Annotated in this window: 27 protein-coding genes, 3 tRNA genes and 1 pseudogene; 21 read left to right on the forward strand and 10 right to left on the reverse strand. The window is 64.3% G+C overall.

Going from position 1 to position 26,143, the window contains the following annotated elements:
- Positions 1 to 101: 101 nt before the first annotated feature.
- From GGD62_RS15250 to GGD62_RS15260, 3 genes are all read left to right on the forward strand, one after another.
- The gene (locus tag GGD62_RS15250; protein ID WP_018322183.1) at positions 102 to 515 is read left to right on the forward strand and encodes a GFA family protein; all 414 of its coding nucleotides are present in this window, start codon (positions 102 to 104) and stop codon (positions 513 to 515) included.
- A gap of 348 nt (positions 516 to 863) precedes the next feature.
- Positions 864 to 1,151, forward strand: a complete 288-nt coding sequence (locus GGD62_RS15255) for a hypothetical protein (RefSeq protein WP_183708943.1) — start codon at positions 864 to 866, stop codon at positions 1,149 to 1,151.
- Positions 1,152 to 1,308: 157 nt separating this feature from the next.
- Positions 1,309 to 1,461, forward strand: a complete 153-nt coding sequence (locus GGD62_RS15260) for a hypothetical protein (RefSeq protein ID WP_183708944.1) — start codon at positions 1,309 to 1,311, stop codon at positions 1,459 to 1,461.
- Positions 1,462 to 1,582: 121 nt separating this feature from the next.
- Here GGD62_RS15260 and GGD62_RS15265 read toward each other — a convergent pair whose 3' ends face one another.
- On the reverse strand, positions 1,583 to 2,242 hold the full coding sequence (locus GGD62_RS15265; RefSeq protein ID WP_183708945.1) for a hypothetical protein: 660 nt from the start codon (positions 2,240 to 2,242) through the stop codon (positions 1,583 to 1,585).
- A gap of 84 nt (positions 2,243 to 2,326) precedes the next feature.
- Between GGD62_RS15265 and GGD62_RS15270 the strand changes: the two genes are divergently transcribed.
- Positions 2,327 to 2,638: a hypothetical protein gene (locus GGD62_RS15270; RefSeq protein ID WP_183708946.1), complete on the forward strand. Its 312-nt coding sequence runs from the start codon at positions 2,327 to 2,329 to the stop codon at positions 2,636 to 2,638.
- 13 nt (positions 2,639 to 2,651) lie between these two features.
- On the opposite strand, the gene GGD62_RS15275 is transcribed toward GGD62_RS15270, so the two are convergent.
- Together GGD62_RS15275 and GGD62_RS15280 are read right to left on the reverse strand one after the other, a co-directional pair.
- Positions 2,652 to 2,726: transfer RNA gene (locus tag GGD62_RS15275), tRNA-Thr, on the reverse strand.
- Positions 2,727 to 2,890: 164 nt separating this feature from the next.
- On the reverse strand, positions 2,891 to 3,385 hold the full coding sequence (locus GGD62_RS15280) for a hypothetical protein (RefSeq protein ID WP_183708947.1): 495 nt from the start codon (positions 3,383 to 3,385) through the stop codon (positions 2,891 to 2,893).
- 281 nt (positions 3,386 to 3,666) lie between these two features.
- On the opposite strand from GGD62_RS15280, the gene GGD62_RS15285 reads away from it, so the two are divergent.
- Entirely contained in the window at positions 3,667 to 4,152 is a 486-nt protein-coding gene (locus GGD62_RS15285; RefSeq protein WP_183708948.1) for a hypothetical protein, read from the forward strand.
- Positions 4,153 to 4,195: 43 nt separating this feature from the next.
- The gene (locus GGD62_RS15290; protein WP_018322186.1) at positions 4,196 to 4,687 is read left to right on the forward strand and encodes a hypothetical protein; all 492 of its coding nucleotides are present in this window, start codon (positions 4,196 to 4,198) and stop codon (positions 4,685 to 4,687) included.
- 212 nt (positions 4,688 to 4,899) lie between these two features.
- Here GGD62_RS15290 and GGD62_RS15295 read toward each other — a convergent pair.
- Positions 4,900 to 4,985, reverse strand: a tRNA-Tyr gene (locus GGD62_RS15295).
- Between the two features lie 206 nt (positions 4,986 to 5,191).
- On the opposite strand from GGD62_RS15295, the gene rlmB reads away from it, so the two are divergent.
- Positions 5,192 to 6,019, forward strand: a complete 828-nt coding sequence (gene rlmB / locus GGD62_RS15300) for a 23S rRNA (guanosine(2251)-2'-O)-methyltransferase RlmB (RefSeq protein WP_179734393.1) — start codon at positions 5,192 to 5,194, stop codon at positions 6,017 to 6,019.
- Positions 6,020 to 6,036: 17 nt separating this feature from the next.
- Here rlmB and GGD62_RS15305 read toward each other — a convergent pair whose 3' ends face one another.
- Entirely contained in the window at positions 6,037 to 7,068 is a 1,032-nt protein-coding gene (locus GGD62_RS15305) for an LLM class flavin-dependent oxidoreductase (RefSeq protein WP_183708949.1), read from the reverse strand.
- Between the two features lie 150 nt (positions 7,069 to 7,218).
- Positions 7,219 to 8,166, reverse strand: a complete 948-nt coding sequence (locus tag GGD62_RS15310) for a LysR family transcriptional regulator (RefSeq protein WP_283806125.1) — start codon at positions 8,164 to 8,166, stop codon at positions 7,219 to 7,221.
- Positions 8,167 to 8,561: 395 nt separating this feature from the next.
- On the opposite strand from GGD62_RS15310, the gene GGD62_RS15315 reads away from it, so the two are divergent.
- Genes GGD62_RS15315 through GGD62_RS15325 form a run of 3 tightly spaced genes read left to right on the forward strand, consistent with a single transcriptional unit; the run spans position 8,562 to position 11,370 of the window.
- Positions 8,562 to 9,611, forward strand: coding sequence for an MFS transporter (locus GGD62_RS15315; RefSeq protein ID WP_312014264.1), 1,050 nt, complete (start codon positions 8,562 to 8,564; stop codon positions 9,609 to 9,611).
- Entirely contained in the window at positions 9,608 to 10,105 is a 498-nt protein-coding gene (locus GGD62_RS15320; protein ID WP_183708950.1) for a GAF domain-containing protein, read from the forward strand. Before GGD62_RS15315 ends, GGD62_RS15320 begins: the two co-directional genes overlap by 4 nt.
- A gap of 17 nt (positions 10,106 to 10,122) precedes the next feature.
- Positions 10,123 to 11,370 carry an amidohydrolase family protein gene (locus GGD62_RS15325; RefSeq protein ID WP_183708951.1) on the forward strand — a complete coding sequence of 416 codons (1,248 nt, stop codon included), beginning with the start codon at positions 10,123 to 10,125 and terminating at the stop codon, positions 11,368 to 11,370.
- Positions 11,371 to 11,411: 41 nt separating this feature from the next.
- Here the strand turns inward: GGD62_RS15325 and GGD62_RS15330 are convergent, their stop codons facing one another.
- Together GGD62_RS15330 and GGD62_RS15335 are read right to left on the reverse strand one after the other, a co-directional pair.
- The gene (locus GGD62_RS15330; RefSeq protein WP_183708952.1) at positions 11,412 to 12,392 is read right to left on the reverse strand and encodes an NADPH:quinone oxidoreductase family protein; all 981 of its coding nucleotides are present in this window, start codon (positions 12,390 to 12,392) and stop codon (positions 11,412 to 11,414) included.
- A gap of 56 nt (positions 12,393 to 12,448) precedes the next feature.
- Entirely contained in the window at positions 12,449 to 14,506 is a 2,058-nt protein-coding gene (locus GGD62_RS15335; protein WP_183708953.1) for an ATP-dependent helicase, read from the reverse strand.
- A 128-nt stretch (positions 14,507 to 14,634) separates the two neighbouring features.
- Here GGD62_RS15335 and GGD62_RS15340 point away from each other — a divergent pair, with 128 nt between their 5' ends.
- Positions 14,635 to 15,225 carry a TMEM175 family protein gene (locus GGD62_RS15340; RefSeq protein WP_018322195.1) on the forward strand — a complete coding sequence of 197 codons (591 nt, stop codon included), beginning with the start codon at positions 14,635 to 14,637 and terminating at the stop codon, positions 15,223 to 15,225.
- Between the two features lie 9 nt (positions 15,226 to 15,234).
- On the opposite strand, the gene GGD62_RS15345 is transcribed toward GGD62_RS15340, so the two are convergent.
- Positions 15,235 to 15,615, reverse strand: a complete 381-nt coding sequence (locus GGD62_RS15345) for a YciI family protein (protein ID WP_183708954.1) — start codon at positions 15,613 to 15,615, stop codon at positions 15,235 to 15,237.
- A 212-nt stretch (positions 15,616 to 15,827) separates the two neighbouring features.
- Between GGD62_RS15345 and GGD62_RS15350 the strand changes: the two genes are divergently transcribed.
- Together GGD62_RS15350 and GGD62_RS15355 are read left to right on the forward strand one after the other, a co-directional pair.
- Complete coding sequence (locus GGD62_RS15350; RefSeq protein ID WP_038950498.1) at positions 15,828 to 16,010, forward strand: hypothetical protein; 183 nt, start codon at positions 15,828 to 15,830, stop codon at positions 16,008 to 16,010.
- 22 nt (positions 16,011 to 16,032) lie between these two features.
- Positions 16,033 to 16,236 (forward strand): hypothetical protein, encoded by a 204-nt coding sequence (locus tag GGD62_RS15355; protein WP_183234659.1) that lies wholly within the window; start codon positions 16,033 to 16,035, stop codon positions 16,234 to 16,236.
- Positions 16,237 to 16,247: 11 nt separating this feature from the next.
- On the opposite strand, the gene GGD62_RS15360 is transcribed toward GGD62_RS15355, so the two are convergent.
- Positions 16,248 to 16,961, reverse strand: coding sequence for an ABC transporter substrate-binding protein (locus GGD62_RS15360; RefSeq protein WP_092260308.1), 714 nt, complete (start codon positions 16,959 to 16,961; stop codon positions 16,248 to 16,250).
- 346 nt (positions 16,962 to 17,307) lie between these two features.
- Between GGD62_RS15360 and GGD62_RS15365 the strand changes: the two are divergent.
- The 8 genes and pseudogenes from GGD62_RS15365 (at position 17,308) to GGD62_RS15400 (ending at position 26,107) form a co-directional block, all read left to right on the forward strand.
- Positions 17,308 to 19,713 (forward strand): annotated as a pseudogene (locus tag GGD62_RS15365) (ATP-binding protein).
- Positions 19,714 to 20,043: 330 nt separating this feature from the next.
- A tRNA-Gly gene (locus GGD62_RS15370) sits at positions 20,044 to 20,117 on the forward strand.
- A 214-nt stretch (positions 20,118 to 20,331) separates the two neighbouring features.
- The gene (locus tag GGD62_RS15375) at positions 20,332 to 21,630 is read left to right on the forward strand and encodes a DUF2235 domain-containing protein (protein WP_183708955.1); all 1,299 of its coding nucleotides are present in this window, start codon (positions 20,332 to 20,334) and stop codon (positions 21,628 to 21,630) included.
- Between the two features lie 19 nt (positions 21,631 to 21,649).
- Positions 21,650 to 22,966: a pentapeptide repeat-containing protein gene (locus GGD62_RS40795; RefSeq protein ID WP_183708956.1), complete on the forward strand. Its 1,317-nt coding sequence runs from the start codon at positions 21,650 to 21,652 to the stop codon at positions 22,964 to 22,966.
- 39 nt (positions 22,967 to 23,005) lie between these two features.
- Positions 23,006 to 23,539 (forward strand): hypothetical protein, encoded by a 534-nt coding sequence (locus GGD62_RS15385; protein WP_183708957.1) that lies wholly within the window; start codon positions 23,006 to 23,008, stop codon positions 23,537 to 23,539.
- 324 nt (positions 23,540 to 23,863) lie between these two features.
- A complete protein-coding gene (locus GGD62_RS15390; protein WP_183708958.1) occupies positions 23,864 to 24,169 on the forward strand; it encodes a hypothetical protein in 306 nt (101 codons plus the stop codon).
- A 163-nt stretch (positions 24,170 to 24,332) separates the two neighbouring features.
- Positions 24,333 to 24,773 carry a DUF2231 domain-containing protein gene (locus tag GGD62_RS15395; RefSeq protein WP_183709024.1) on the forward strand — a complete coding sequence of 147 codons (441 nt, stop codon included), beginning with the start codon at positions 24,333 to 24,335 and terminating at the stop codon, positions 24,771 to 24,773.
- Positions 24,770 to 26,107 carry a sorbosone dehydrogenase family protein gene (locus GGD62_RS15400; RefSeq protein ID WP_183708959.1) on the forward strand — a complete coding sequence of 446 codons (1,338 nt, stop codon included), beginning with the start codon at positions 24,770 to 24,772 and terminating at the stop codon, positions 26,105 to 26,107. The genes GGD62_RS15395 and GGD62_RS15400 overlap by 4 nt, the downstream gene beginning before the upstream one ends.
- The last annotated feature ends 36 nt before the right edge of the window (positions 26,108 to 26,143 follow it).

Here is a 26,143-nt window from a genome sequence, read left to right on the forward strand (position 1 = left end):
GCGCTGCACTGCGTCCGGGGCACAGGTCGGGGCTGCTTCGTCAACCTCGTCATCGGCGCCTCCCTTTCAACTTGCATCCCGACCAACGAGGAGAGAATTCGATGATCGATGCCAGATGCAGCTGCGGTGCTCTCGCGCTGTCGCTTCCGGAACCATCGCGCCTCGTCGTCGCCTGTCATTGTGTTGATTGTCAGCGACGAACCGGCGCGCCGTTCGGCGTCGGCGCCTTCTATCCAGTGGAGACCGTCACCATTACAGGAACGCCAAAACCCTACGTCCGGACAGCCGCAAGCGGCGGCAAGGTCAGCAGCTATTTTTGTCCCGACTGCGGCTCGACGGTTTATTGGCAAGCCGAGAATTTGCCTGCGATGATCGCCGTCGCCGTCGGCGCGATCGCAAATCCCGATTTTCCACCGCCGATCAGATCGGTGTTCGAGCAGTCGAAACACGGCTGGGTGGAGATGTCAGGCGCCGAGCATTTCCAGCAAGGTAGCGCGCCGAAGCGTTCGAGCTGAGAGCTGTACGCCAGACGCTGGTGCCGGCTGAGGGGATTGAACCCCCGACCTTCGGTTTACAAAACCGCGGTACGCTTAGAACACCCGAGTCCTTTCAAGCTCAGCGGATCCGCGGTCAGCAGCGGAGGGCGGCAAGGGGCGCTCTGATCAAGCGGTCCGGGACAGTTCGGGGACACCCCTCCCGAAATGGAGAATAACCTTCTCCTCGGCCTTCTTGGGAAGGGTTAGCGCAGAATCTAGCCCGAGTGACGGTCTTTCCGTATCGCCGTGTGGCGTGCCGCGAGCGCGCCCATTGGGCGGGCGCTTGTGGGATGGTCCGCGAAGCGGACGGGGCGTTCTAGTATCGATATGTTTGCTGAGAAGATTGCGCTTGATGCTGGTTGGTCAATTGCGCGTGCTTTTGCTGCGTTGTTTGCTGATGTTAATTTGTTGGTCGATTTGGATTGTCAATCCACGCTTAGTACCGATGGTCAGTTGCTGACGCTTATTTTGATTGAGTATGGGTTTGATTTGTTTGGAAATTTTTTCCAGTGTTTTCGGCTGGTAGGGGCAGCCAAAAAAAATCTGTGGGAAGACTCGGAAGGACCGGGGGAAGGCGAGGTGATTTCGCTTGCCGATTCTAGCGAACATCTTTAGGCGGGAAGTCAGGTGACGTGCTGGAACACGGCACCTGACCGCCCTGGTGGTGAGTTCGAAAACTCTCCTCCGCAACGTCGAGCGTTCTGACGCATCCCCGGGCATTTTGTCAATCACTTGCGCGATGCCGCTTCGCGCCACGATGGAGTATTGCCTGATGAAACGCGTGCAAATGAGTTTTATCTTTACCGTGGATGAGGTCGAAGAAGTCGAAGCTCCCAAGGTTTCCCAGTCGTCGCAGACCACGTCACCGCCGCTGAGCCGCGAGGCCGAGGAGTTTGTCGATGAAGAGGACTATAGCCCCGGCTAAGCCACTACGCTTTCCTTGCCGCTATTGTTTGCGGCCGGGGGAGCGAGGTTGGCTCCGAAATATTTGGGGCGCTGCGCAATCTTGTTTAAGGAAAGTACGCAAGCGCCCCGCGCGAAGACTCTCACGATCCAGGCGGATTTGACAATCCCTTTGCGTAAGCCTCCCTCTTCGTGATCACCTCCGATGTTTCCACATCTTCGATGTACTCCACACCGCCTTGGCCGTGCGTCATCGTGTCGAAGGGCCCGAGCCCTGAAGCCTTGAACATCTCTCCCCAGACTTTCTGTAGGTCCTCGTACTGTTGAAGGACAGCATCGGTCGTGCAGAATTCCTGCCACTTGCCGCTAAGGTCGATCCTGTGGCGGTCCACCTCGCTTTGAGAGCCTTCTTCGATCTTGTCGATCGTCTCTTCCACCGGCTTTCCGTGCGCGAGGATGTTGCGGACCGTGGTGAGGTCGCGAATGGAAAGGTAGGGCCTAGTTGACCAGTCCGGCTTGATCTTGAGCCTTTGAAAGACGTGGTGGATTTTCCGGTGAAGTGGCCAGCGTTCATGCCAGAACGCCTTTAGGAGCTTGAAGCCGTAGAAATTGAGGTAGGCCTCCCAGGTGAACGCGCACATCGTGGCCAAGGCCATACAGTCGTAGGCAATGCCGTGCCGGTCGTCCTCTGCTAGTCGTTTCCTTATCCGCTCATTGAAATAGAAGGCCGCGCTATCCAAGTCGTTGTGGATGTAGACATTCCGCTGCTCCTGCCGTCGCACACGAATTAGACGATCTCCCATTGTCTGTCCCCTTATCCCCTCGCATGCCGGCTGGCCGTCTTCGGCGCAAAGCATAGCCTACGGCTGGAGACAGCGGGAGGTTGTATGACGAAAGGTTATTGCCGATTTCAAAGCGCTCAAGCTGTCCGACAGCCTGAAGCATTCCCCCTGGGCCTCAAGTCAGTCGGAGCCAAGCGCAAGCCCGATCTAGCCGTGAAGTATCTCGGCCCGAATGGCGAGAGCTGGCGTGGCTTTGGCGCCATGACGTCCTGGCTGAAGAAACCTCAGAAGGCGGGCGAGGATATTGAGCGGTGCCGCGCACCTGCACCGATGTTGAGAGGTTACTCGCCGTCGAGAAGAATTGCCTGTGCGCGGGTTTTTGATGCTCGAGGCACCTCAATGGACGATGTCGACTAATCGTCCGAGATCATGGTGCCGGCTGAGGGGATTGAACCCCCGACCTTCGGTTTACAAAACCGCTGCTCTACCGCTGAGCTAAGCCGGCGACGCCTGGAGGCGGGCAGGGCCGGCATGGGCCGGGGTGTCCACCCGTTGCGCGCCGCAATACCAGACTTGATCGGAAAGCGCCACAACCGGAAACGTCGTGGCCGCAGACATGAATCAGGCGGCCCGAAGGCCGCCTGATCTCTCGCATCGATTTAGACCGCCTTATTGGCAGATGTGCCGGCGGCCGTCTGCGCCCTTGAACCAGGTGCCGGGCGTGCAGACGAAGCCGTTACGCTGGGCGTAGGTGCGGGTGTCCCAGCCACGATTGTCCCAGCCGCGGTTGTCCCACGAATTGTCGTAGGCGTAGGAATTGTCCCAGGCGCGGAACGGCGCGCTGGCAATCGCGCCCGCGGTGCCGATCGCAGCGCCGGCTACGCCGGCCGCAACGTCGGTCGGCCAGAAGCCGGTGCGGCTCCTGTTCCAGTCGTTATTCCAGTCGCCATTGGCCTGACGGTAGGAATTGGTTTGACGATAGGACACGCGGCGATGGCGGTATCCGCTATCGGTGTAGGGATTTCCGGGGCCGAGATTCTGGCAATTGGCGTTGGGGAATTGTGCCGAGCAGCGGCCGGGATTGGTGACCACCGCCTGCGCCATTGCCGAGCCTGCCAGCATGGTCGCCGCAATCGCCGTCGCTCCAAGAAGTTTGATGTTCATGGTTGTTGGCTCCCATTTTGTTGACGGGGGCTAAACGCTTGCGGCGCCGGACGTTCCGATGAAACCGGTGGATTTTCTCGCAAGCGGCGGTCAAACCGATGTGAGCAGCCGCGGTTCCGCTTGGCGAAGCCACATGCCGTTAATGCTTCGCTAGTCCGCCTTGCAGCATTTGAGTGGCGCGCAATCCTTACACATTAGGCTTACCGGAATTTGGTGAGCGGGCCTTAACCCTCTCTGCGCCGCGATCGGATAGGCTGCCGCCGCATAACCGGGGTCCCCTCATGCGCGTTGTGGCGCTCGCTGCCTTTCTGATCGGACTGCCCGCGACGGCGTTTGCCGGCAGCGGCTTCGATATCGTCGTTCCCGGCCGGCCCGGCGTGCCGATCATCATCAACAACATCGACGCGTCCTATGCTGTGGTCGAGGGTGTCTGGGGCCTGGGCAAGAACCAGCAGGTGCAGCCCACTATTTATGGCGGGCGCTATATCGCCGAGCGGCAGCCTGCCGACGTCGGCCTTTATTATCCGACGCTGGGCCTGCGGCCCGGCTACGGCCGGCTCGAGGTCGAGCCGCCCGCGAACCGCAAATTGCCGAAGCCCGCCGAGAGCTACCACCAGAGCTGGGGTGCGCAATCGGCGCCGCTGCCGCCGCAGATGGACGTGCCCGTCGATCCGCCGCCGGTGATCCTCGCGCCTGAAATCAACGATCGTCCGCGGCCACCGCGACCGCGGCCGCATGTCCAGGTCCCCGGCAAGCCGCCGGGTTAAGAAACGTCAAAATTCAACAAACGAAAATCAACAGGAGAGAGTAATGCGTCAAATGATTTCGGGACTGGTTGCGGCGGCTGCCGTGATGTTCGCCGCCACCGGGCCCGCTGCGGCCTGCGGCTTCACCAGCTGCGCGCCCGTCGCGCCGGTCTATACCGGCTGCAACACCGGCTGCGGCGGCTATGGTTATGGATACGGCTATGGCTATGGCGCCTATGAGCGTCTCGCCGAGCCGACCACGCAGTACTACTACGTCAACCAGGGCCCGACCTATACCGGCCCGGGCGCCTTCGCGCCGTATCCGACCTATCGCGAAGACGCCGTCGTCGCGCCCGCCAATTATGGCTACGGCTATCGCGCCGCCGTGGCTCCCTATCACCGCCCGTACTACCGTCCGTATCGCTACGGCTACGGCCCGCGCTACGGCTATCTGCCGCGCGTGCACTACGGCCACGGTCCGCGCTACGGCTACGCCCACCGTCACGCGCCGGCGCCGTACTACGGCGGCCACCGCGTGCTGCGCCGCTACTACTGATCCCTGATCGGTTGAGCTAACGAGACGCCCGTTCGCGCGATGCGGACGGGCGTTTTGTTTTTTTTGCGACGTGCGCGTGGTCGCGATTGGAATCGATCGGGGCTGTCAGCCCGCCTACGCCTGCCGGCTACGGCGTGGCAGCCTTCGCTCGCTTCGCTGAATGATGTTCTGGATTGGCTTGCCGAGCCGTAGCTCGCGAAGCGAGCGAAGGCTGGTGGGGGAGGCAGGACTCGAACCTGCGAAGCCATGAGGCGGCTGATTTACAGTCAGCTCCCTTTGCCACTCGGGACACTCCCCCGCTCGACGGCAGCACAATCGGGCCGGACCTTGCCGGCGACCGAAGACGGCCATGGAACGTGAAGGCCGCGACAGCCCGGATGGGGGCGCGACCGGGCGCGGTTATGGGCGATCCGGTGGGGCAAAGTCAACCGAGGCGAACAGCTAAAATCGCCTCCCAAGCCACCCAAATTGCCATATTCCGGGACCCGTGACACAAGCGAGCCCATGAAGGACAAAAAATTCACCTCCAGGGGTCCCCGCGGCGGGGCTAAGCCCTTCAACAGGCCCGGGAAATCGGGCGGCCGGCCGGCCTGGCGCGACCGCGATTCGCACCCCGACGGGCCGGTCATCCTCTATGGCTGGCACACCGTCACCATGGCGCTGGCCAACCCGGAGCGGCGGATCCGCAAGCTGACGCTGACCGAGAACGCTGCGAAGCGACTTGCGGACGAGAACATCGAGACCCGCGTCACGCCCGAGATCGTCCGGCCCCAGGAGATCGACCGTCTGCTCTCGCCCGATGCCGTGCATCAGGGCCTGCTTGCGGAAGCCGATCCTCTGCCTTCGCCTGATATCGAGAGCTTGAAGCAAGAAGGCATGGTGCTGGTGCTCGACCAGATCACCGACCCGCACAATGTCGGCGCGATCCTGCGCTCCGCCGCAGCGTTCGCGGTGAAGGCGATCGTCACCACTGCGCGCCACAGCCCGGAAGCCACCGGCGTGCTCGCCAAGGCCGCCTCCGGCGCGCTGGAGCTGGTGCCAATGGTGACCGTGCAGAACCTCGCGCGCGCCCTGACCACCCTGAACGAAATCGGCTTCCAGACCGTCGGGCTGGACAGCGAAGGCAGCGCGGATCTCAGCGACGTCGCGCTGCGCGAGCCGCTCGCGCTGGTGCTCGGCGCCGAAGGCAAGGGGCTGCGGCAATTGACCCGCGAGACCTGCAGCGTCGTGGCGCGGCTCGACATGCCCGGCGAGATCAAGAGTCTGAACGTCTCGAACGCCGCCGTGCTCTCGCTCTATGTCGGCGCGAGCCGGCTCGGGCTGATGAAGTAGGCGGCCGCGTCAAGCCGCTACTCCATCATCTCCCGCACCATCGGCACCACCTTCCGCCCATAAAGCTCGATGCTCTTCATCAGCTTCTCGTGCGGCAAGGGTCCCGCCGAATACTTCAACTGAAACCGCGAAACACCAAGCGTCTTCGCCGTCCTGGCGATCTTGCGCGCCACCGTTTCCGGCGAGCCCGCATAGAGCGAGCCGTGCTCGACCTCGTTGACGAACTCGTCGCGGCCCATCGGGGGCCAGCCGCGCTCCTTGCCGATGCGGTCGCGCATGGCCTTGTAGTCGGGCCATAGCTGTTCGCGCGCCTCTTCATCCGTCTCGGCGACATAGCCGGGCGAATGCACACCGATCGGCTGCGCGGGGCGGCCGAACTCCTTGGCGGCGCGGTGATGGAGATCGACGAAGGGCGCAAACCGCGCCGGATCGCCGCCGATGATCGCAAGCATCAAAGGCAGGTCATAATGCACAGCGCGCACCACCGATTGCGGACTGCCGCCGACGCCGATCCAGGTCTTAAGCCGGCCGTTCTCGACCGGGGGATAGACCAGCTGATCCCGCAGCGGCGGACGCAGCTTGCCCTCCCAGGTCACCGGCTTCTGCGACAGCAGTGCGGCGAACAGGTCGAGCTTCTCCTCGAACAGCTCTTCGTACTTGCGCAGGTCGAAGCCGAACAGCGGAAAGGACTCGGTGAACGAGCCGCGGCCGAGGATCACCTCGGCGCGCCCGTTGGAGAGCGCATCCAGCGTCGCGAAGCGCTGGAATACGCGGATAGGATCGTCCGAGCTCAACACCGTCACGGCCGAGCCGAGATGGATGCGCTTGGTGCGCGATGCGATCGCGGCCAGCACGGTCTCCGGCGAGGAGATCGCAAAATCGGCGCGATGGTGCTCGCCGAGGCCGATGAAGTCGAGGCCGAGCTCGTCGGCCAGCACGGCTTCGTCGACGACATTGCGGATCACCTGCGCGTGCGGAAGCATCGCGCCAGCGGCATCCCTGGTGACGTCGCCAAAAGTATCCAGTCCGAATTGAAGCGATGCGGTCATCGGTGAGGTCTCTGCGGACGCAGCTTGCGCTTGTCGCTGTGGGAGGGGATCGTTTGCGGTGGAGCTAGGCCGCGGCGGCCGGTGCAACAATGCTGCTTCGAGAAACCCACCGTTTCCTTTTTGGATGGTGTCAGGCCTGTGCCCGAGTATTCAGTCGGACTTGGCGAACATCTCGACCAGTGTCTCGCGCAGCCAGCGCTGCGCCGGCACGGTGTCGTTGCGCTGGTGCCAGAACAGGCTGACGATGCGCGGCGGCGCCTTGAGCGGCAGGGGCATGGCGTGCAGGAACGGCGCGTGCCGGGATTGCGAGCGCAGATCGCTCGGCAGCACGGCGATCAGGTCGGACTGGCGCACCACCTCGTAGGCGGCGCTGTAGTGGTTGACGGTCGCGACCAGATTGCGCGACAGACCGCGAGAGGCGAGGAAGAGATCGTAGGACGGCAAGGTCTTGCCGGCGAGGCTCACATCGACATGGCCTGCGCCGAGGAAGCTGCGCGTGCTCAGCCGCTTCTGGGCGGCGAGCGGATGGCCGCGCCGCATGAAGCAGGCATAGTCGACGGTCCACAGCGAGCGCGAGCGGATGGCGGCCGGCTGCTGCGCCTCGTTGACATAGACGCTGAGCACGCAATCGACGCGATTGTCTTCGAGCTGATCGGCGATCTCCAGGATGGTGTTGGGAACGGTGTGCACGCGCGCCTTGGGCGCGACCTTGCCGAAATGGCCGAGGAGGTTCGGCATCACCAGCGAGGCGACGTAATCCGACATCGACAGGCTGAACTCGGTCTGCGCGCGGCGCGGATCGAACACCTGCTCGTCGAGCGCGCCGCGGACGCTTTCGAGCGCCTCGCCGATCGGCTCCCACAACACCACGGCGCGCTGGGTCGGACGGATGCCGGTGCCGGACCTGACGAACAGGGGATCGCCGAGCGCGTCGCGCAGCCGTGCCAGTGCGTTGCTGACCGCGGGCTGCGTCATCAGCAGCGCGTTTGCAGCGCGCGTGACGCTGCCCTCGGTCATCAGGGCTTCGAAGACTTTCAGCAGGTTGAGGTCGAGCGATCGAAACGACAGAACATTCACCGTGGTGATGTATGGGATCACGATTATAAATTATGACGATAATATCTCTTTGTCTATGGTTCCCCCAGGGACTTGCGGATGCCGGGCCGCCGGACAGAGGGGACTTACATGTCGATGATCTCGGCGCGCATCGAGCGCCTGCCATTCGCACGCTTCCACACGCATCTGCTGTTGATGGGCGGGCTCGGCTACATGTTCGACGCGATGGACGCGGCCGTGCTGGCGTTCATCCTGCCGGTGCTGCGCACCGCCTGGAATCTGACGAGCGTGCAGATCGGCGTGCTCGGCAGCAGCACCTATATCGGCTTCCTGTTCGGCGCCTTGCTGGCGGGCACGCTCGGCGACCTGATCGGACGCCGCGCGGTGATGATGTCGGGCTGGCGCTTTATTGTGCCGCATCGATCGTCAGCGCCGCCGTGGACAGCTGGCCGTCCTTCTTCGCCGCCCGCGTCGTCGCGGGCATGGGCACCGGCGCCGAGAGCGCGATCATCGCGCCTTACCTCGCCGAGTTCGTGGCGCGGCGCTTCCGCGGCAGCTTCACCGGCGCGCTGGCCGGGTTCTTCTCGTTCGGCTTCGTCGCAGCGGCCTTGCTCGGCTACTTCATCGTGCCCGCTTATGAGAACGGCTGGCGCATCGTGCTGGTCATCACCGCCGTGCCGGTCGTCATGCTGTTGTGGTGGCGCAGGGCGTTGCCGGAATCGCCGCGCTGGCTGGAAAGCCGGGGCAGGGCGAAGGAAGCCGAAGCGGTGCTGGACAAGATCGAAGCCGGCTTCGCACGCCAGGGGCATGTGCTGCCGCAGCCGGTCGTCGATTCAGTCAGCCCGCCCGTCGCCGGGGGCACGTTGCTCGCCAATTTCGCGGCGCTGCTCGACGGCCGGCAGGCGCGCATCACCGTCATGACCTGGATCATGTGGCTTGCGATCACCTTCAGCTATTATTCCTTCTTCGTCTGGATCCCCGGCCTTCTGGTCCAGAACGGCATGAGCATCACCAAGAGCTTCGCCTATTCGATCGCGATCTATTGCGCGCAGATCCCCGGCTATTTCAGCGCTGCCTGGTTCAACGAGCGCATCGGCCGGCAGGCCACCATTGCGTCCTACATGGTGCTCGGCGGCATCAGCGCGCTCGGACTCGCCTTCGCGCAGAGCGACCAGCACATCATGGTCGCGGGGATTCTGCTGTCGTTCTTCATGAACGGCACCTATGCCGGCGTCTATGCCTATACCGCAGAGGTATTCCCGACGCCGGTGCGAACCACCGGCGCCGGCCTTGCCTCGGCGATCGGCCGCATCGGCGCGATCGTCTCGCCGATCCTTGTCGGCTACCTCTATCCCAATTTCGGCTTTGCCGGCGTGTTCGGGATCACCACCAGCGTTCTGCTGATCGGAGCGCTCACCGTCGTGGTGATGGGTGTGCCGACGCGCGGCCGTTCGCTGGAAGACATTGCCGCGGGCGAAGTCGCATGAGGGAGACGACACGCCAGGCCGATCCGCAGCTCAACGCCGTGGCGGCGGCGCAGGGCAGGGCGGATCAGCCGGAGGCGCTGTTCTCGGCATTGGACGACGCCTTGAAATCGGCGATCGGGCACAAGCTGTTCACGATCCTGACTTATGACGACGACACCGGCGAAGCGGCGCGGATCTATTCCAATCTCCCCGGGCCTTACCCGACGGGCGGACGCAAGCGCCTCGCGCCGGGACCATGGACCGAGGCCGTGCTCGACCGCGGCGAGGCGTATATCGGCCGCAGCCTCGACGATCTGCGCAATGTCTTCGCCGATCACGAGCTGATCGCTTCACTCGGCTGCGAGAGCGTGCTCAACATGCCCGTGCGCTGGCGCGGACGCACGCTCGGCTCGCTCAACCTGCTGCATGAAGCGGGCTGGTACGGTGCGGACGATGTCGCCGCGTGTCTCCCGTTTGCCCAGCTCGCGCTTCCCGCGCTGCTCACACAGTCCTGACCGGACAGGAAACGACCATGACTCGCACCCTCTTCAAGAATGCCGCCCTGCTCGATCCGCTTCAGCCGGATTTGTTGGAGGGCCATCACGTGCTGGTCGAGGACAATGTGATCAAGGAGGTCTCGGACCGGCCGCTTCAAGTCACCGCCGACCGGACCATCGACCTGAAGGGCAAGACGCTGATGCCCGGCCTGATCGACCTGCATGTCCATGCGGTGGCGGTCGAGCTCAACCTGTCGCAGCAGGTGCACATGCCGAATGTGCTGGTGACGCTGCGCTCGACGCTGCTGCTGCGCGGCATGCTGCGCCGTGGCTTCACCACGGTCCGCGACGCCGGCGGCGCCGGCCATGCGCTGAAGCAGGCGATAGAGACCGGCCTGACCGAAGGCCCGCGGCTGTTCGTCTCCGGCCGCGCGCTGAGCCAGACCGGCGGGCATGGCGACATGCGGGCGCGCTCGGATTATCTCGCCAGCGACGCGCCATGTCCGTGTTGCGTGCGCGTCGGCGCGCTCGCGCGCGTCGCCGACGGCGTCGACGGCGTGCGCAAGGCGGCGCGCGAGGAGCTGCAGATGGGCGCCGACCAGATCAAGATCATGGCGTCCGGCGGCGTCGCGTCGCCGACCGACCCGGTCGGCGCCTTCGGCTACTCCGAGGACGAGATCCGCGCCATCGTCGAGGAGGCGCGCGGGCGCCAGACCTATGTGCTCGCCCATGCCTACACCGCCGCTGCGATCGAGCGCGCGGTTCGCTGCGGCGTGCGCACCATCGAGCACGGCAATCTGGTCGATGCCAAGACCGCGCGCCTGATGGCCGAGAAGGGCGCCTATGTGGTGCCGACGCTCGTCACCTATGAGGCGCTGGCCAATGAGGGCGCCCAATATGGCCTGCCGCCCGAGAGCGTGGCCAAGATCGCCGATGTCCGCGACGCGGGTCTCCGTTCGCTCGCGATCTATCGCGACGCCGGCGTGAAGATGGGGTTCGGCAGCGATTTGCTCGGTCCGTCGCAGCGCCTGCAGAGCGATGAATTCCGCATCCGCGCCGAGATCCTTGGTCCGCGCGCGGTGATCGCCAGCGCGACATTGATCGGCGCCGAGGTGCTGGGCATGGAGGGCAAGCTCGGCCGTATCGCGCCCGAGGCGATCGCGGACCTGCTGGTGGTCGACGGCAATCCGCTCAGCGACGTCGCTTGCCTGCTCGGTCAGGGCGAGCATATTCCGCTGGTGATGAAGGCCGGCAAGGTCCAGTTCGACCGACTGAGCGCGTAGTTGCCGCCACGTCACGGACGCCCTCGCGCCGCTCGTGCGTCCTATGTCGAGATGCGCACCACCATCTTGCCGAGCGCCCCGCGCGTCTGCATGGTCCTGAACGCTTCCCGGAAATCGCCCAGCGCGAAGACGCGACCGACCACAGGCTTCAGCTGGCCGTCGGCAAGCCAGCCCGTCAACTGCGACATCAGGCGCTTTTGCAATTCGGGCTCGCGCAGCGGAATCTGCGCGAGATCAACACCGAGCAGGGCGCCGCCCTTGAGCAGCGGCAGGTTGAACGGCAATGCCGGGATCGCGCCGGCGGCAAAACCGACCACGAGATGACGGCCACGCCAGGCGATGGAGCGAAAGGCCTGCACCGAGACGTCGCCTCCGACCGGGTCGAAGATCACGTCGGCACCGTGTCCTTCCGTCAATTCCTTCAGCGTGTCGCGCCAGCCGGTCTGCGTGTAGTCAATCACAGCGTCGGCGCCGTGTTGTTGGGCGAAGGCGCGCTTGTCCGGTGTCGATGCCGCTGCGATCACACGGGCGCCAAGCAGCTTGCCGATCTGGACGGCCGCAATTCCGGTGCCGCCAGCTGCGCCCAGCACCAGCAGCTGTTCGCCTGCGCAGAGCGAGGCGCGTGCACTGAGCGCATAGAGCGCGGTCAGATAATTGGCGCGAAACGAGGCGGCGACTTCGGCCGCGACGCCGTCGGGCAGGGGATGGAGCGCTTCGGGCCTGACGACGATCTCTTCGGCAAGCGCGCCCGATCGCGTCATCCCCATCACGCGCATGCCGGGTTGATAGCCGCCGGGTGCGCCGGGCGCTTCCGTCACCACCCCGGCAAACTCCGTACCGGGAATGAAGGGCAGGGGATCCCTGGTCTGATAGCGTCCCTCGATCTTCAACCCGTCGACGAAGCCGATCCCGGCAGCTTCCACGCGGATGCGCAATTGTCCGGGCTCCATGGACGGGGGCGGAACGTCCTTCAGTTCGATCTGATCGATCGGCGCGTATTGCTCGACGACGACGGCTTTCATGTCGGACCTCTGTTGTTCCAATTATCCTGACAGGTCCCGACACGAGCCTCTTGCGTCTACCGCCACATCCCGCGCATCTTTGCTCCGATGTCGACCTTCGGGCCCTGCGCGGCGGTGCGGGCCGCACCGCTTGCGGCCTTCGGCCAGGCGGTGCGCTCGAACAGGTAGACCAGCTGCTCCGGGATGAAGCGGGTGCGCGAGGCATAGACGTGGCGGTCGCCCTTGGCGGCCTGGCCGTGGACGAAGAAGCGCTGGGGCACGACGAGGTGCAGATCGTCCTTGGCGCGCGTCATCGCGACATAGAGCAGGCGTCGCTCTTCTTCCAGCTCGGCGCTGGTGCCGGCGCCGAGATCCGAGGGCATGCAGCCGTCGACGACGTTGAGCACGAACACCGACTTCCACTCCTGGCCCTTGGCGGAATGGATGGTGGACAGGATCAGATAATCCTCATCGCGCAGCGGCGGCCCGGATTTGTCGCTGGTCGCATCGGGCGGGTCGAGGGTGAGCTCGGTCAGGAATTTTTCGCGGCTGGCATAGCCACTCGCGATCTGCTCGAGCTGCATCAGATCGGCGCGGCGCGTCTCGGAATCCTCGTGGAGGCGATCGAGATGCGGCTCGTACCAGAGCCGTACGCGTTCGAGATCGACCGGCCATTCCGAATAGCGCAGGTTCTCGATGGTGCGGACGAAGTCGGTCCAGTCCGCGCCCGTGCGCGCGGGTACCGGGAGCTGGCCCAGCGTGTGAAGCGGATCGGTGCTCTCCGCCATCTGGTCGAGCACGCGCTGTGCGGTCGCGGGGCCGACGCCCGGCAACAGATGCAAAATGCGGAAACCGGCGACACGGTCGCGCGGGTTCTCGGCAAAGCGCAGCAGCGCCAGCACGTCCTTGACGTGCGCGGCGTCGAGGAATTTCAGCCCGCCGAACTTGACGAACGGAATGTTGCGGCGGGTCAGCTCGATCTCGAGCGGGCCGGAATGCGAGGAGGTCCGGAACAGCACCGCCTGGTGCTTGAGCAGCGCGCCTTGCTCGCGGTTCGCCAGCACCTGTTCGACGATGTAGCGCGCCTGGTCGGCCTCGTCGTGCACGGTGACGAGCTGCGGCTTGTGCGAGGCGGTGCGGTCGGTCCACAAATTCTTGGTGAAGCGCTCGCGCGCAAGTCCAATCACGCCATTGGCCGCCGCCAGCACAGTCTGTGTCGAGCGGTAGTTGCGGTCGAGCGTGATCATCTCGGCGCGGGGCGAGAAGCTTTGCGGGAAATCCAGGATGTTGCGCACGGTGGCGGCGCGGAACGAATAGATCGACTGGGCGTCGTCGCCGACCACGGTGAGCCCGCGTCCATCGGGCTTGAGCGCCAGGAGGATCGAGGATTGCAGGCGGTTGGTGTCCTGGTATTCGTCGACCAGAACGTGATCGAAGCGGCCGCCGATTTCCTCGGCGATCAACCCATCGCTCATCATCTGCGACCAGTACAGCAGCAGATCGTCGTAATCGAGCACGTGCTGGGCCTGCTTGGCCTCGACATAGGCCGCGAACAGCCCCTTCAGCTCGGCGGCCCAGCCCGCACACCAGGGATAATGTTGGCCGAGCACCTTCTCGATCTCCATCTCGGCGTTGACGCAGCGCGAGTAGATCGACAGGCACGTGCCCTTGGCTGGAAAGCGGCTCTCGGTCTTCGACAGGCCGCGCTCGTGCCGGACCAGGTTCATCAGGTCGGCGGAATCCTCGCGGTCGTGGATGGTGAAGGCGGGATCGACGCCGATCCGTTCGGCATATTCGCGCAGCAGCCGCGCGCCGATGCCATGGAAGGTGCCGGCCCAGGTCAGCGCATCGCGCATGATTGCGGCGTTGTTCTCGCCCAGCACCTTGCGGGCGATGCGCTCGACCCGGCCGGCCATCTCGGCCGCGGCGCGGCGGGAGAACGTCATCAGCAGGATGCGGCGCGGATCGGCGCCGGCGACGATCAGATGCGCGACGCGGTGGGCCAGCGTGTTGGTCTTGCCGGAGCCGGCGCCGGCAATGACGAGCAGGGGAGCGCCCACGGTCGCGCCATCGGCCACGCCATGCTCGACGGCGCGGCGCTGCTCCGCATTGAGCGTGTCCAGATATGTCGCCACGAATCGCCCCGGTGAAAGGGCGAGAGTCGGCGATCCCGTCGCGAATCGCAATGCGTCTGGACGGGACCGGGTTTAGGATTTAGGGGGAAAGACGACCCAAGGTTCCCTCCCGAAAAGCGCACCCCGGCATGACCGAGCTCAAATCCGACCAGTTCGAGATGCGGCGGCTGGAATCGCTCAGCAACACCATTTTCGGTGTCGCCATGACGCTTTTGGCCTACGACCTGCCCAAGGCCGCGGTGTTCACCAGCGCGCCCGGCTGGAGCGATCTTGCCCATGTCTATTCCGGCAAGCTCGCCGGCTTCGCGCTCAGCTTCATCATCGCCGGGGTGTTCTGGATCAGCCATCACCGGCGGCTGGCGCGCCAGCCAGTCGGCAGCCGCGGCGCGGTGATCCTGAACCTGTTCTTCCTGCTCTCGATCGTGCTGCTGCCTGTCACTAACGGCCTCTATACCAATTACAGCATGAGCAGTGCGGTTGCGGTGCTCTACGGGCTGCACCTGACCGCGATCGCCGGCCTCAATGCCTGGCTGTGGTGGACCATCCTCGGCAGCTGGCGCTACGAGATCATGGCCTCGCTGTTTCCGCTTCTGGTGTTCATTCCGGGCACGATCGTGGCGGCATTCGCCCCCCACGTCGCGCCCTTTGTCTGGTTCATCGCCTTCGGCGGGCTCCTGATCCAGCGCTTCTACGGTGCGCGGACCGGGCCGGGGGCGTGAGGCCGTGCCTCACCCGGACGTCGCGCCGAACCCATCGGCCGGCACGTAAAGCTTGACCGGGCGGATTTCGTAGACCGCAGTCGGATTGACCGCTCGCAGCTTCCGCGCCGCCGCGATCGCCTCCTCCTCGGTGGCACATTCCATCAGGTGGAAGCCCAGAAGCTGCTCCTTGGTCTCGGCAAACGGGCCGTCCAGCACCATGCCCGCGCCGGGGCCGCGCAAGGTGCGTGCCTTCCGGGTCGCATCCAGACGGGCGGCCGGCCCGAACTGCCCGCTGGCCCGCAAGGGGGCCTGAACCTCGATGACCTTGGCCACGACCGCGGCGTCCTGCTCAGGCGTCCAGGACAGGATCTCGTCTTCCACGTGGTAGGCCAGGATGGCGTACAGCATCGTCACCTCGTTGTTTTTCTGCACCGATCCCAAAGGACGTAGCACCGCGGGCGATGCCGACAATCCCCAAACAAGAATTCAAGCACAAAATATTGCGTAGTCATGCCGCGACGAAACCGTCCTGAAACCCGATTGCGGCGTTGCCGTGTGAACGCCGCCGGAAGTGGTCGCGACTGATGACCACAACAACAAGATTTCTGCTGGAGGCGGCAATGTCGGGTCACATCAAGATCATCTGCGACGCACGTCGGGCCGGACAATCTCAGACGGCCGATCTGCACGACCAAAGCGGCCATCACCGCTATTACGGCAGTTCGGCCGAGAATGGCGGCGAGCGCATCGTCGAAAGCCGGCGCGGCAAGCGTCCGCGCGCGCTCGGCGTTTGCGGCTTCTGAAGCCTCGCGCCCGATGTCCCATATGGACGTCCTGCAAATATCGATCGCGGCGATGCCGTTCCTGCTCGCGCTGACGAGCCGGACGAGCAAGGTCATCGTGCCGTGCCTGCTGACGAGCATCTTCACGGTGCTGCTCGGCGGGGAGCCTCACCGCGCAGTCGTGGCCTGGTGCGTCGGCATGCTGATTGCCGCCGTCGCCTTGCGCGAGCGGCTTCGCGCGGGCTGAGTAGGCGCCCGTTACGGGCCGTTCAAGACCTGTTTGACCAGGGCCTCGCGCAGCGCCGCCAGTTCGCCGCTCGCCTCCATCTGAGCGATCACCTTGCCGACCTCGGGCACCAGGTCGCGATGGCGTTCGTGCAGGTAATGGTAGATGTGGATGCGCTGGAGCGGCGGCGAGAGCGGGTGGATCCTGGCCTGCAGATTGAGTTTCCGCACCGCCGCGAGCCCGCTGAAGAGATCGGTGACCATCACATCGAAACGATCGGCATCGAGCATCCTGACCATGTTGTCGAGGCCAGTGGTCGCCGTAACGCGGGCCATGCCGCGCGTGCCGGCCTCCGAGGAGCCGACGCCGCGGACGATGCCGATGCGGTAGTCCCTGATCGAATCCCAGCCGGCGACGTCGAACCGGAGTTTGGTCGCAAACACTGCAGGCTCGATATAGTTGATCGCCGGCGTGACCTGGACCAGCGTCGGGTAGTCGCGCGAGAGCGTTCCGATGCGCTGGATCTCGCCGTCGACCGCGCCGGCGCTCGACAGTGCGAGCGCACGCTTGCCGGGGACGTCCTCGAACTCCAGCTTGATGTTCAGCCTGGCGTAAACGGCCCGCAGCATCTCGCCGCCGACATATTGATCGGGGATGTCGGCGATGCGCGCCAGCCGGATGACCTCCTGCGCCTGCGATGGACCACTTGCAAGCAGTGACAGGCAGGCGACGATAATACGCCACATGACGCGCCTCCTCGTTGCCCGATGCTATCGCTGGATTTCCGATGTCCGCCCGATCTACCGGAGATGGCGCCTGCGCGGGGCCATAGCGACACTGCCCGCCCGAGGTGCAGGCGACTTCCGGACTTTCACCGATGTCATTCTACCACGCGAAGTGGTAGTTTGCGCGACAATCCTGCTGCCGGACGCAAGAGATGACCCCGCCGACCTCAAGCCGCCCAGGGGTTGACAGGAAATCGGCCGACGGGATCGCCGCGCGCATCGCGGGACGGGGAAGTCTCGACGATCGAAATGCTCGAGGCTGCGACCGCTCGGCCGCAGCGTGCCGCCATTTCCGGGGATGTGGTGCATGGTCAAGGCTGGTGACGAGGACTCCAAGCGCGGCCGCGCCGTTGCACCGGCGGCTGCGAAGCAGGATTTGATCGGCACCGCGCTCGCGCCTTCGATGTTCGCCACGCTGCTGTCCCGGCTCTTCAACTGGTCGCGCAGCGGCGTCGGGCCGCGCCTGCTCGCAGCCGTGCTGCTGTTCTCTTCGGTCGTGACGCTGACATTGACGGCGCTCCAGCTCTATCTCGATTATGATCGCGAGGTCGGCCTCATCGAGACCAGGCTCGAGGAGATCGGCCGCAGCACCACCGGCAGTCTCGGCGAGAGCCTGTGGAATCTCGACCAGAACCAGCTCAAGCTCCAGCTCGACGGTATCCTGCGGCTGCCCGACATCCGCGCCGCCGAGGTGCGCGAGATTGCCGATCGTCCCAATCCGATCCGTCTCGCCATCGGCGACCCGAGCACCCGCTCGGTCGTGACGCGCGACTATCCGCTGAACACCATTGTGCAAGGGACCGCACGCGAGATCGGCGTGCTCCATGTCGAGGCGACGCTGACCGATGTCTATCAACATCTGCTGAACCGCGCGCTGGTCATCCTGGCAAGCCAGGCGGCCAAGACGTTCCTCGTCTCGCTGTTCATCATCTACATGTTCCATCTGCTGGTGACGCGGCATCTGGTCGCCATCGCCGAGTTCGTCAGCAAATACAGCCTGGCGTGGCCGCCGCCGCCTTTGCGCCTGGAGCGCCGGCCGCCCTACGATGCCGACGAGCTGGACAAGGTGATCGACGCCTTCAACGCCATGTGCGCGAACCTCCAGCGGGCCTATGGCGAGCTGCGCGAGGCCAATGCAAATCTCGAGCGCGACCTGACCATCCGCCAGCGCGCCGAAGAGGACGCGCGTGCGAGCGAGCAGCGCTTCCGCGACTATGCCGAGACCGCGTCCGACTGGTTCTGGGAGACCGGACCAGACCATCGGTTCACCTACATTTCCGACCGGGCCGGTGCCTTCAGCATGGACAGCAAGGCGCTGATCGGCAAGCGCCGCGCCGATGCCGCGTTCGGCCGCGACGCCGAGCCCGAGAAATGGCGCGCGCACATGGCGATGCTGGACCGCCACGAGCCGTTCCGGAAGTTCGAATATCGCGGCCGCGACACCGCCGGGCGGATGCATCATTTCAGCGTCAACGGCCAGCCGATCTTCGCCGCCGACGGACGCTTCATGGGCTATCGCGGCTCCGCGACCGATCTCACCAAGCAGCACGAAACCGAGGAGCGCTTACGTCAATCCCAGAAGATGGACGCGATCGGCCAGCTCACCGGCGGCGTCGCGCACGATTTCAACAACGTGCTCACGGTCATCACCGGCACCATCGAGATCATCCAGGAAGGACTTGCGGACAAGCCCGAATTCGCCGCGATCGCGCAGCTGATCGACGATGCGGCCGCGCGCGGTGCGGAGATCACCTCGCAGCTGCTGACCTTCGCGCGCCGCCAGCCGCTGGAGCCGCGCGAGATCGACGTCAACGCCCTCGTGCTCGAGTCTACGAAGTTGCTGAGGCCGATCCTCGGCGCCCATATCGAGATCGTGACCCGGCTCGCCGATGACGCCTGGTCCGCGATGGCCGATCCCTCGCAGCTCTCCTCGGCGATCGTCAATCTCGCCGTCAACGCGCGCGACGCAATGCCGGGCGGGGGCAAGCTCACGATCGAGACCGCGAACCGCGAGCTCGACGACACCGGCGTTGCCGGCGATGGCGATGCCGTTCGCGGCGCCTTCGTGATGGTCGCGGTCGGCGACACCGGCCACGGCATCCCCGCCGACATCCGCGAGCGCGTGTTCGAGCCGTTCTTCACCACCAAGGGCGTCGGTCGCGGCACCGGCCTCGGGCTCAGCATGGTCTACGGCTTTGCCAAGTAGACCGGCGGCACGGTCGCCGTCGAGAGCGAGGAGGGGCGCGGCACCGTGATGCGGCTGTTCCTGCCGCGATCGAAGGGCGAGGCGCCGGCCAGGACCGCGCCGGTCCAGGCGCTCGACACGGCACGCGGACATGAAACGATCCTCGTGGTCGAGGACGATCCCCTGGTGCAGGGCTATGTCATCGCCCGGCTCGGCAGCCTCGGCTATCGCACGCTGGTGGCCGGCGACGGCGCGTCCGCACTGGCGCTGGTCGACCAGGGCGCCAAATTCGATCTGCTGTTCACGGACATCATCATGCCCGGGGGCATGAACGGGCGGGAATTGGCCGACGCGATCCGGCTCCGCCGGCCGGGGGCAAGGGTGCTCTATACCTCCGGCTACACCGACAACGCCATGATCCACGAAGGACATCTCGATTCCGGCGTGGCGCTGCTCAAGAAGCCCTACCGGAAGTCGGAGCTGTCGCAGAAGATTCGCGAGGTGCTTGCGGGCGAGCCGCCGGGTTGAAGCGCGCTCCCGGACGAAAAAGGCGCGGCGGGGAAGCCCCCGTCGCGCCCGATTTCTTGCTCGCTGGTCCAGGGCTGAGAGCGCCCCGATGCCAAGCCCTATTCAAAGCTTAGCGGGCGATCCCAGCGAGGTGACAGCGCTTGGTAAAAGACACTGGATCACCTCCTTTCGTTGGTTTCGGAAGATTTCAATATAGGGGGCATTGCCGCCGCTGTTAAGGGGCGGCGGGTCCGCAGGAACCGGGCGCGATTCGCAAAGGCTCAGGACGGCCGGAAAGCGACTTCCTGAACAGTTGAGACCGCCGCCCGGCCGTGTTAGGGAGCCCGTAACGCGGGTGTAGCTCAATGGTAGAGCAGCAGCCTTCCAAGCTGAATACGAGGGTTCGATTCCCTTCACCCGCTCCAAAACGTGCCGCGCCAGAATGTCCCTGAGCGCATCTGCTCGATCCCCCTGCAAGTGACGCGTTTCGAATGTTCGTTGGCACTCGCTGTGCGCTGACAGCGAACCGGCTGGACATCCTCGGAGGAAGTGTAGCATCCTCAAGTTGCGGGCAGGGGACACGATCTCGCTAGATTGATCGAGTTCTGCCGGAACGTGCCATGAGGCTGGGGGGCTGGGGTGGCGAAGCGGATCATCTTGCTGCTGGACGGCACCTGGAACGACGCCGATGACGGCGGGGCCGACACCAACATCGTTCGCCTCAGGCAGAGAATTGCAGAGCATCTCTCCAACGCGCATTCGCGCGCCACGAGCGACGTCACGAGTTCCGCTGCCGTGCCTCAGCAGACATTCGTCCTGAAGGGCGGCAAGCCGGGCGGCCGGGACAACGTCATCCTCTACGAGCGAGGGGTAGGAACCAGCGGTTTTCTGGATCGGTTCAGCGGTGGTGCCCTTGGCGCAGGCCTGTCGGAAAACGTTCGCCGTGCCTACACTTTTCTGGCCCAGCACTACGACCGGGGAGACGAGATTTTCATCTTCGGCTTCTCGCGCGGCTCATACACCGCCCGGTCGTTGGTGGGCTGCCTGGCAGCCGTCGGTCTGATTTATCGCAATAAGTTCGACGCCAAGGCCTTGTCGCGGCTGTGGGCGCATTATCGCACGCATCCGGCCAACCGCCTCCCTTGTGACGAGATACTCGTCAGAAAGATTTCGTCAGGTCCGAACAGCATTCCAGTCAAGTTGCTCGGCGTGTTCGACACCGTGGGCGCCCTGGGGATACCGCTGAATGCGTTCTGGAAAGAAAATCGCGACCTGTACGGCTTCCATGACGTCGGTCTGTCGGGGATCTGCGAGCACAGCCTGCAGGCGCTGGCGATCGACGAACATCGGGAGGCTTTCGAAGCCACTCTCTGGCGGCGATTGCCCTTCACCGCACGGCCGGCAAACGTGGAGCAGGTGTGGTTCGCGGGGGCCCATGCCGACGTCGGCGGCGGATATGTGCGGTCCGGGCCGCATCAGCTCGAAGACATCACTCTGGATTGGATGATCAAGCGCGTTCGCCAGATTGCCGGCGACGACTTCCCGTTGGATCCGCCGCCAGCACTCGCTCCTGATTGTATCACGGCGCCCCAGCACGAACCTCGTCAGGGGCTGTATCGTTTCATGCCCTATGTCTACCGGTCGATCGGAAATCTGCCCGTACCCGTTGCGCCCAGACCGTTCGAACGAAACGTCTGCTTCGACCGGCACGCCAAGCCGATCGGAGAGGCGATCCACGTCAGCGCCATCGAGCGCCTGGGTCTATCCGTCGGGATCGGCGGCGTTGACGCGACATACGCCCCGCGGAACCTCATGTCGGCCCTCCAGCAGTTGGTTCAGCTGAACGGCGATGTTGCCGTCGTGGACTGGAATGCCATGTCGACGCCGCTCCTGCTGGCGACGGTGTTGATGAGGCAAGGGCTGCAAAGAGTCAGGTAACCGCGAGCGGAGCTTAGTCATGTTTTACTTGATCGTGCCGCTGGTCTTCATTGCGATTTTCCTGCTCGGGGCGTTTTTCTGGTTCTGGTGGGCAACGCCGCGCGCGCAGGTCCTGCTTCACTTCGATGCCGATCAGATCAAGCAGTTGGAGGTTCAGGATCGCCTGCGCCAGACGAACTATCAGGTCCTGACCGGGCTGGGACTCGTCGCGACCTTTATTGCCGGTGCCGTCCAGCTCTGGTTGACGAGCAATCAGTGGAATGCAGACTACAGGCTTCGTCTGGATCACGAGCGGGGCCAGCAATTTGCGGAGGCGACCCGCAGCCTGGTTGACGCCCCGGACAAACCCTATGCACAGGTGGCCGCGCAGCGGATCACCAGCCTTGTCTCGGAGAGCCCCGGCGCTTTCGGGCAGCAGGCTATCACAATTCTGGAAAGCGTCGTCGTCGATGGAACGAAGGCCAACCGGATGCAGGAATCCGGGACTTGCGACGCGGGAGATCCGACCCGGCCAAGGCCGGTCGTCGAGCGCCGCGAGGAGCCGCCACCTGCTGCTCAGGCCGCCATCCGGCAACTCGGCGGTGGTGTGCTATCGAGGGTCCGCAGTTTACCCAGCGGCAGGTTGTGTGCCGGTGACAGGCGCTTGAATCTGGCCAATCTCGGATTGGACAATTTCGATCTTAGCGGGCTCGACCTTTCTTGTTCGGTGATGACGCAAGCCCAGCTGCGTCGGGTCAGCTTACGATACGCCAATCTTTTTGGTGCTGATCTCGGTGGCGCAAGTCTGGCCGACTGGGATGTCCCAGGCTCGCCGGCTAGTTCGGGATGGTTGTGGAAGGAATCCGAGAGACCGAAGCAATTTGAGAAGACGCGGTTCACCGCCGAGAGCATCGGCTTCGATGAAACCGATCCGGCTCCGAAGAAGAAAGAGGAAAGCAAGACCAACGCACCTCCTAAATTGGACGTCTGGCAGACCTATCGCTGCTTCATCACCGATTTGCGCGACGCCGATCTCCGCGGCGTCAACTTCGAAAATGCCTCCCTGGGAGGCGCCGATTTCAGGAACGCAGATCTGACCGGCGCCAATCTGTGCGGCGCCACGGTCAGCCGGGCCAATTTCAGGGGCGCCAAGGGTTTGACGACCGCGATGCTGCGACGAGTCTGCGTCGGCAGGTTTGGAGACGATGAAGACACCATCATCGCTGCGCAGCCGCTCGGTTTGGAGCCGTATTTTTCCGGCGAGTTCAGGCGCGTCGAGATGTGCGGAGTTCGGCGGGGCGATTGCCAGCCAAGTGCTGATCAGACGTCGAAGGCCCTGAACCGGCCACGTCGCTGAGAGGGGTATCGGTCACCTAAGCGAATTTCGGGAGGAACGATGTACGCAATCACGTTCGCTGCGGCGGCCATCATCTGGCCGTTCATCGTGGCCATGATTTCGAGCAGGTTCGGCGCCGATGTGAGCGCTCGCTTCCTCGAACGCCCAGGACCTATTCCATCGACCGGCGAGGCGCTCACCCGGAGATCGCTTGAGCAGTGGCTGCGGTCGCCCGCCAATGGTCCCTTCCGCAGGCCCTATGCTCGATGCATCATGCTTCTGGATGTCATCTACATTTTTCTTGTCGGAGGGTTTTTCGTCACTGGCTCGCTATGGCTCGCCTCGGCGCTGACATGGCCTGACCCGGCCAATTGGTGGTATTGTGTCGCGGTCTGCATCGTGCCGGCCGCCTATATCATCAGCGATTTCGTGGAAGACGCCATGATCGCGCAGATCCTCCTGCGCCACGACGTGAGTGACACCAAATTCAACCTGATGTGTCTGGCGACGACGATCAAGATCGTGACCTTCGGAGCGGCCGCGGCTCAGACCGTTGTCCTCGGCATTTGCGCGCTGCTCCTGAGTGCGGCCTAATGTTCCTTCGAGACGCGGCCTTGCGGCCACGCCTCCAGAGTAGTGGTCCACCTCAGTCGCTCCGCACGAGGCTCTTGGTGAATCCAGGTGCCGACGAACTTGCCTGCGCAACTCGCCACAGGATGGCTGTGAGCGGTCGTGCATAATGCCAGCGTCAGGCACACCGCCACGGACATATCAATTTCATTCGATACCCCCGAAAGAAAGCATCGAGAATATTAACCTCAGCCCGCAGAACAAGGACGGCCCGGTCGCGGCCTGATCCAGGTCAATGTCCCCCGCGCCGGATGGTCTATCCATTGGTCGCAACTTCGGGACATACACATGACCAACAAGCTGATCGATTGGACGCCGGACCTCTCCCTGCCGACCTCCAAATCCACCGTCCAGCACTTCATCGCCAAGGCCGGCGGCGATCGCCTGGTGATCGACACTACGCCCTGGGGCGAGGCCGACCTCTCGGTGAACGGTCAGTCGATCGCTCACCTCGAAACGGCCGCGAGCGCTGGCGACGCATTTCGAACCCTCGAGACGATCGCGGAAGATTTGGAAGCCGACAAGAATGCGCGCCTCGATCAGGCGATCGAGGATGACGAGGTCCGCGAAAAGCTGGGTCTGGCGCGCATCTAAGGCCATCGTAGCCCGTGAGATCGCTGATATCGCTACGGCGATGAATGCCATCCGCGCGCGTCGGAACGAGGCGGCGGGGATCCCCTAGGAACCATCACTCCGCGCACGAGTTGGCCGGTCGGGCAGGACCGAAAATCACACGAGGCCGACCGTGCAAGACGACATGCGCGTGCGCACCACCGCGCAGATCGCGGGTCATCCTGTTCATCCGATGCTGGTGCCGATCCCGATCGCATGCTTCGTCGGGGCGCTGCTAACCGACATCGCCTATGTCGCCAGCGCCGAGATCATGTGGACGAATTTTTCCGCCTGGCTTCTGCTCGCTGGCGTCGTCTTCGGCGTGCTGGCGGCGATCGCGGGCCTGATTGATTTCCTCGGCAACCGCCTGGTGCGGGCGCAAACGCCGGCCTGGCCGCATCTGATCGGAAATGCACTGGCGCTGATCCTGGCCATCGTCAACGCGCTGATCCACACCCGCGATGCCTGGACCTCGGTGTGGCCGACCGGGCTCGTTCTGTCCGTGATCACGGTGCTGATCCTGCCCGTCACCGGCTGGCTCGGCTGGGCCATGGTCTATCGCCACGGCGTAGGAGTTGCACGATGATATCGAAGCTTGCCCGGGCGCTGGTGTTCTCGCCGCTGCTGTTGCTGGCTGGCTGCGACGACGGCAGCGGCGACCCCAAGGCGCAGATCGGCGCCAACCCAAAACTTCCCGACATCCAGCAATATTTGCTGCCGCCGGTCCACATCGCGCGCATCGTCGGCTGGAAGAAGAACGAGACGCCGGCTGTGGCTGAGGGCCTGCAGGTCAAGGCCTTCGCGACCGGCCTGCAGCATCCGCGTTTCATCTACGTGCTGCCCAATGGTGACGTGCTGGTGGCGGAATCCAAGGCGCCGAAGGGGGCCGGGATCAAGCGGCCCAAAGAGATCGTCATGGGCTACATCGAGTCCTGGGCGACCTCGGGCGGCAACGACACCGGGCCGGGCAACCGCATCACGCTGCTGCGCGACAGCAATGGCGACGGCGTGCCGGAGACGCAAAGCGTCTTCCTCGACCATCTCAATTCGCCCTTCGGCATCGCGCTGGTTGGCAACGACCTCTATGTCGCCAACGCCGATGCGATCGTCAAATATCCCTACACGGAAGGCGACACGAAGATCACCGCGCCCGGCACCGAGCTGACGCCGCTGCCGGGTGGGCCGATCAACCATCACTGGACCAAGAGCCTGGTCGCGAGCCCCGACGGCTCGAAACTCTATGCCGGCGTCGGCTCCAACAGCAACATCACCGAGAACGGCATGGAGGCCGAGCACAACCGCGCCGCGATCCTCGAGGTCGATCGTGCCAGCGGCCGCTGGCGCGTGTTCGCAAGCGGCCTGCGCAATCCCAACGGGCTCAGCTTCGAGCCGCAGACCGGCGCGTTGTGGACGGTGGTGAACGAGCGCGACGAACTCGGTCCCGATCTCGTCCCTGACTACATGACCTCGGTGAAGGACGGCGGCTTTTACGGCTGGCCCTATAGCTATTACGGCCAGCACGTCGATCCCCGCGTCAAGCCGCAGCGACCGGATCTCGTCGCCAAGGCGATCGTGCCGGATTATGCCCTGAGCTCGCATGTCGCCCCGCTCGGGCTCGTCTTCAACACCGGCTCCGGCCTGTCGGCCGCCTATCGTGGCGGCGCCTTCGTCGGCGAGCATGGCAGCTGGAACAGGAAGGTGCTCAACGGCTACAAGGTCGTGTTCGTGCCGTTTACCGAGGGCAAGCCGAGCGGACCGGCGCAGGACGTCGTGACGGGCTTTTTGAACAGCGACAACCAGGCGCGTGGCCGTCCCGTCGGCGTCGCCATCGACAAGACTGGCGCGCTGCTGGTCGCAGACGACAGCGGCAACACGGTGTGGCGCGTCAGCGCTGCGCATCCGCAGCTGACGCAACGATAGGCCCGCCGGCGCGTTATCGGACAGACGGTGAAAGCC

Origin of the sequence: Bradyrhizobium sp. ERR14 (genome assembly GCF_014198235.1) — a bacterium.
Classification (GTDB): domain Bacteria; phylum Pseudomonadota; class Alphaproteobacteria; order Rhizobiales; family Xanthobacteraceae; genus Bradyrhizobium.

What these genes read in the sequence shown, in the direction of transcription:
- GGD62_RS15250 (WP_018322183.1), top strand. Translation starts at nt 102, where the DNA reads ATGATCGATGCCAGATGCAGCTGCGGTGCTCTCGCGCTGTCGCTTCCG.
- GGD62_RS15255 (WP_183708943.1), top strand. Translation starts at nt 864, where the DNA reads ATGTTTGCTGAGAAGATTGCGCTTGATGCTGGTTGGTCAATTGCGCGT.
- GGD62_RS15260 (WP_183708944.1), top strand. Translation starts at nt 1,309, where the DNA reads ATGAAACGCGTGCAAATGAGTTTTATCTTTACCGTGGATGAGGTCGAA.
- GGD62_RS15265 (WP_183708945.1), bottom strand. Translation starts at nt 2,242, where the DNA reads ATGGGAGATCGTCTAATTCGTGTGCGACGGCAGGAGCAGCGGAATGTC.
- GGD62_RS15270 (WP_183708946.1), top strand. Translation starts at nt 2,327, where the DNA reads ATGACGAAAGGTTATTGCCGATTTCAAAGCGCTCAAGCTGTCCGACAG.
- GGD62_RS15280 (WP_183708947.1), bottom strand. Translation starts at nt 3,385, where the DNA reads ATGAACATCAAACTTCTTGGAGCGACGGCGATTGCGGCGACCATGCTG.
- GGD62_RS15285 (WP_183708948.1), top strand. Translation starts at nt 3,667, where the DNA reads ATGCGCGTTGTGGCGCTCGCTGCCTTTCTGATCGGACTGCCCGCGACG.
- GGD62_RS15290 (WP_018322186.1), top strand. Translation starts at nt 4,196, where the DNA reads ATGCGTCAAATGATTTCGGGACTGGTTGCGGCGGCTGCCGTGATGTTC.
- rlmB (WP_179734393.1), top strand. Translation starts at nt 5,192, where the DNA reads ATGAAGGACAAAAAATTCACCTCCAGGGGTCCCCGCGGCGGGGCTAAG.
- GGD62_RS15305 (WP_183708949.1), bottom strand. Translation starts at nt 7,068, where the DNA reads ATGACCGCATCGCTTCAATTCGGACTGGATACTTTTGGCGACGTCACC.
- GGD62_RS15320 (WP_183708950.1), top strand. Translation starts at nt 9,608, where the DNA reads ATGAGGGAGACGACACGCCAGGCCGATCCGCAGCTCAACGCCGTGGCG.
- GGD62_RS15325 (WP_183708951.1), top strand. Translation starts at nt 10,123, where the DNA reads ATGACTCGCACCCTCTTCAAGAATGCCGCCCTGCTCGATCCGCTTCAG.
- GGD62_RS15330 (WP_183708952.1), bottom strand. Translation starts at nt 12,392, where the DNA reads ATGAAAGCCGTCGTCGTCGAGCAATACGCGCCGATCGATCAGATCGAA.
- GGD62_RS15340 (WP_018322195.1), top strand. Translation starts at nt 14,635, where the DNA reads ATGACCGAGCTCAAATCCGACCAGTTCGAGATGCGGCGGCTGGAATCG.
- GGD62_RS15345 (WP_183708954.1), bottom strand. Translation starts at nt 15,615, where the DNA reads ATGCTGTACGCCATCCTGGCCTACCACGTGGAAGACGAGATCCTGTCC.
- GGD62_RS15350 (WP_038950498.1), top strand. Translation starts at nt 15,828, where the DNA reads ATGTCGGGTCACATCAAGATCATCTGCGACGCACGTCGGGCCGGACAA.
- GGD62_RS15355 (WP_183234659.1), top strand. Translation starts at nt 16,033, where the DNA reads ATGGACGTCCTGCAAATATCGATCGCGGCGATGCCGTTCCTGCTCGCG.
- GGD62_RS15360 (WP_092260308.1), bottom strand. Translation starts at nt 16,961, where the DNA reads ATGTGGCGTATTATCGTCGCCTGCCTGTCACTGCTTGCAAGTGGTCCA.
- GGD62_RS40795 (WP_183708956.1), top strand. Translation starts at nt 21,650, where the DNA reads ATGTTTTACTTGATCGTGCCGCTGGTCTTCATTGCGATTTTCCTGCTC.
- GGD62_RS15385 (WP_183708957.1), top strand. Translation starts at nt 23,006, where the DNA reads ATGTACGCAATCACGTTCGCTGCGGCGGCCATCATCTGGCCGTTCATC.
- GGD62_RS15390 (WP_183708958.1), top strand. Translation starts at nt 23,864, where the DNA reads ATGACCAACAAGCTGATCGATTGGACGCCGGACCTCTCCCTGCCGACC.
- GGD62_RS15395 (WP_183709024.1), top strand. Translation starts at nt 24,333, where the DNA reads ATGCGCGTGCGCACCACCGCGCAGATCGCGGGTCATCCTGTTCATCCG.
- GGD62_RS15400 (WP_183708959.1), top strand. Translation starts at nt 24,770, where the DNA reads ATGATATCGAAGCTTGCCCGGGCGCTGGTGTTCTCGCCGCTGCTGTTG.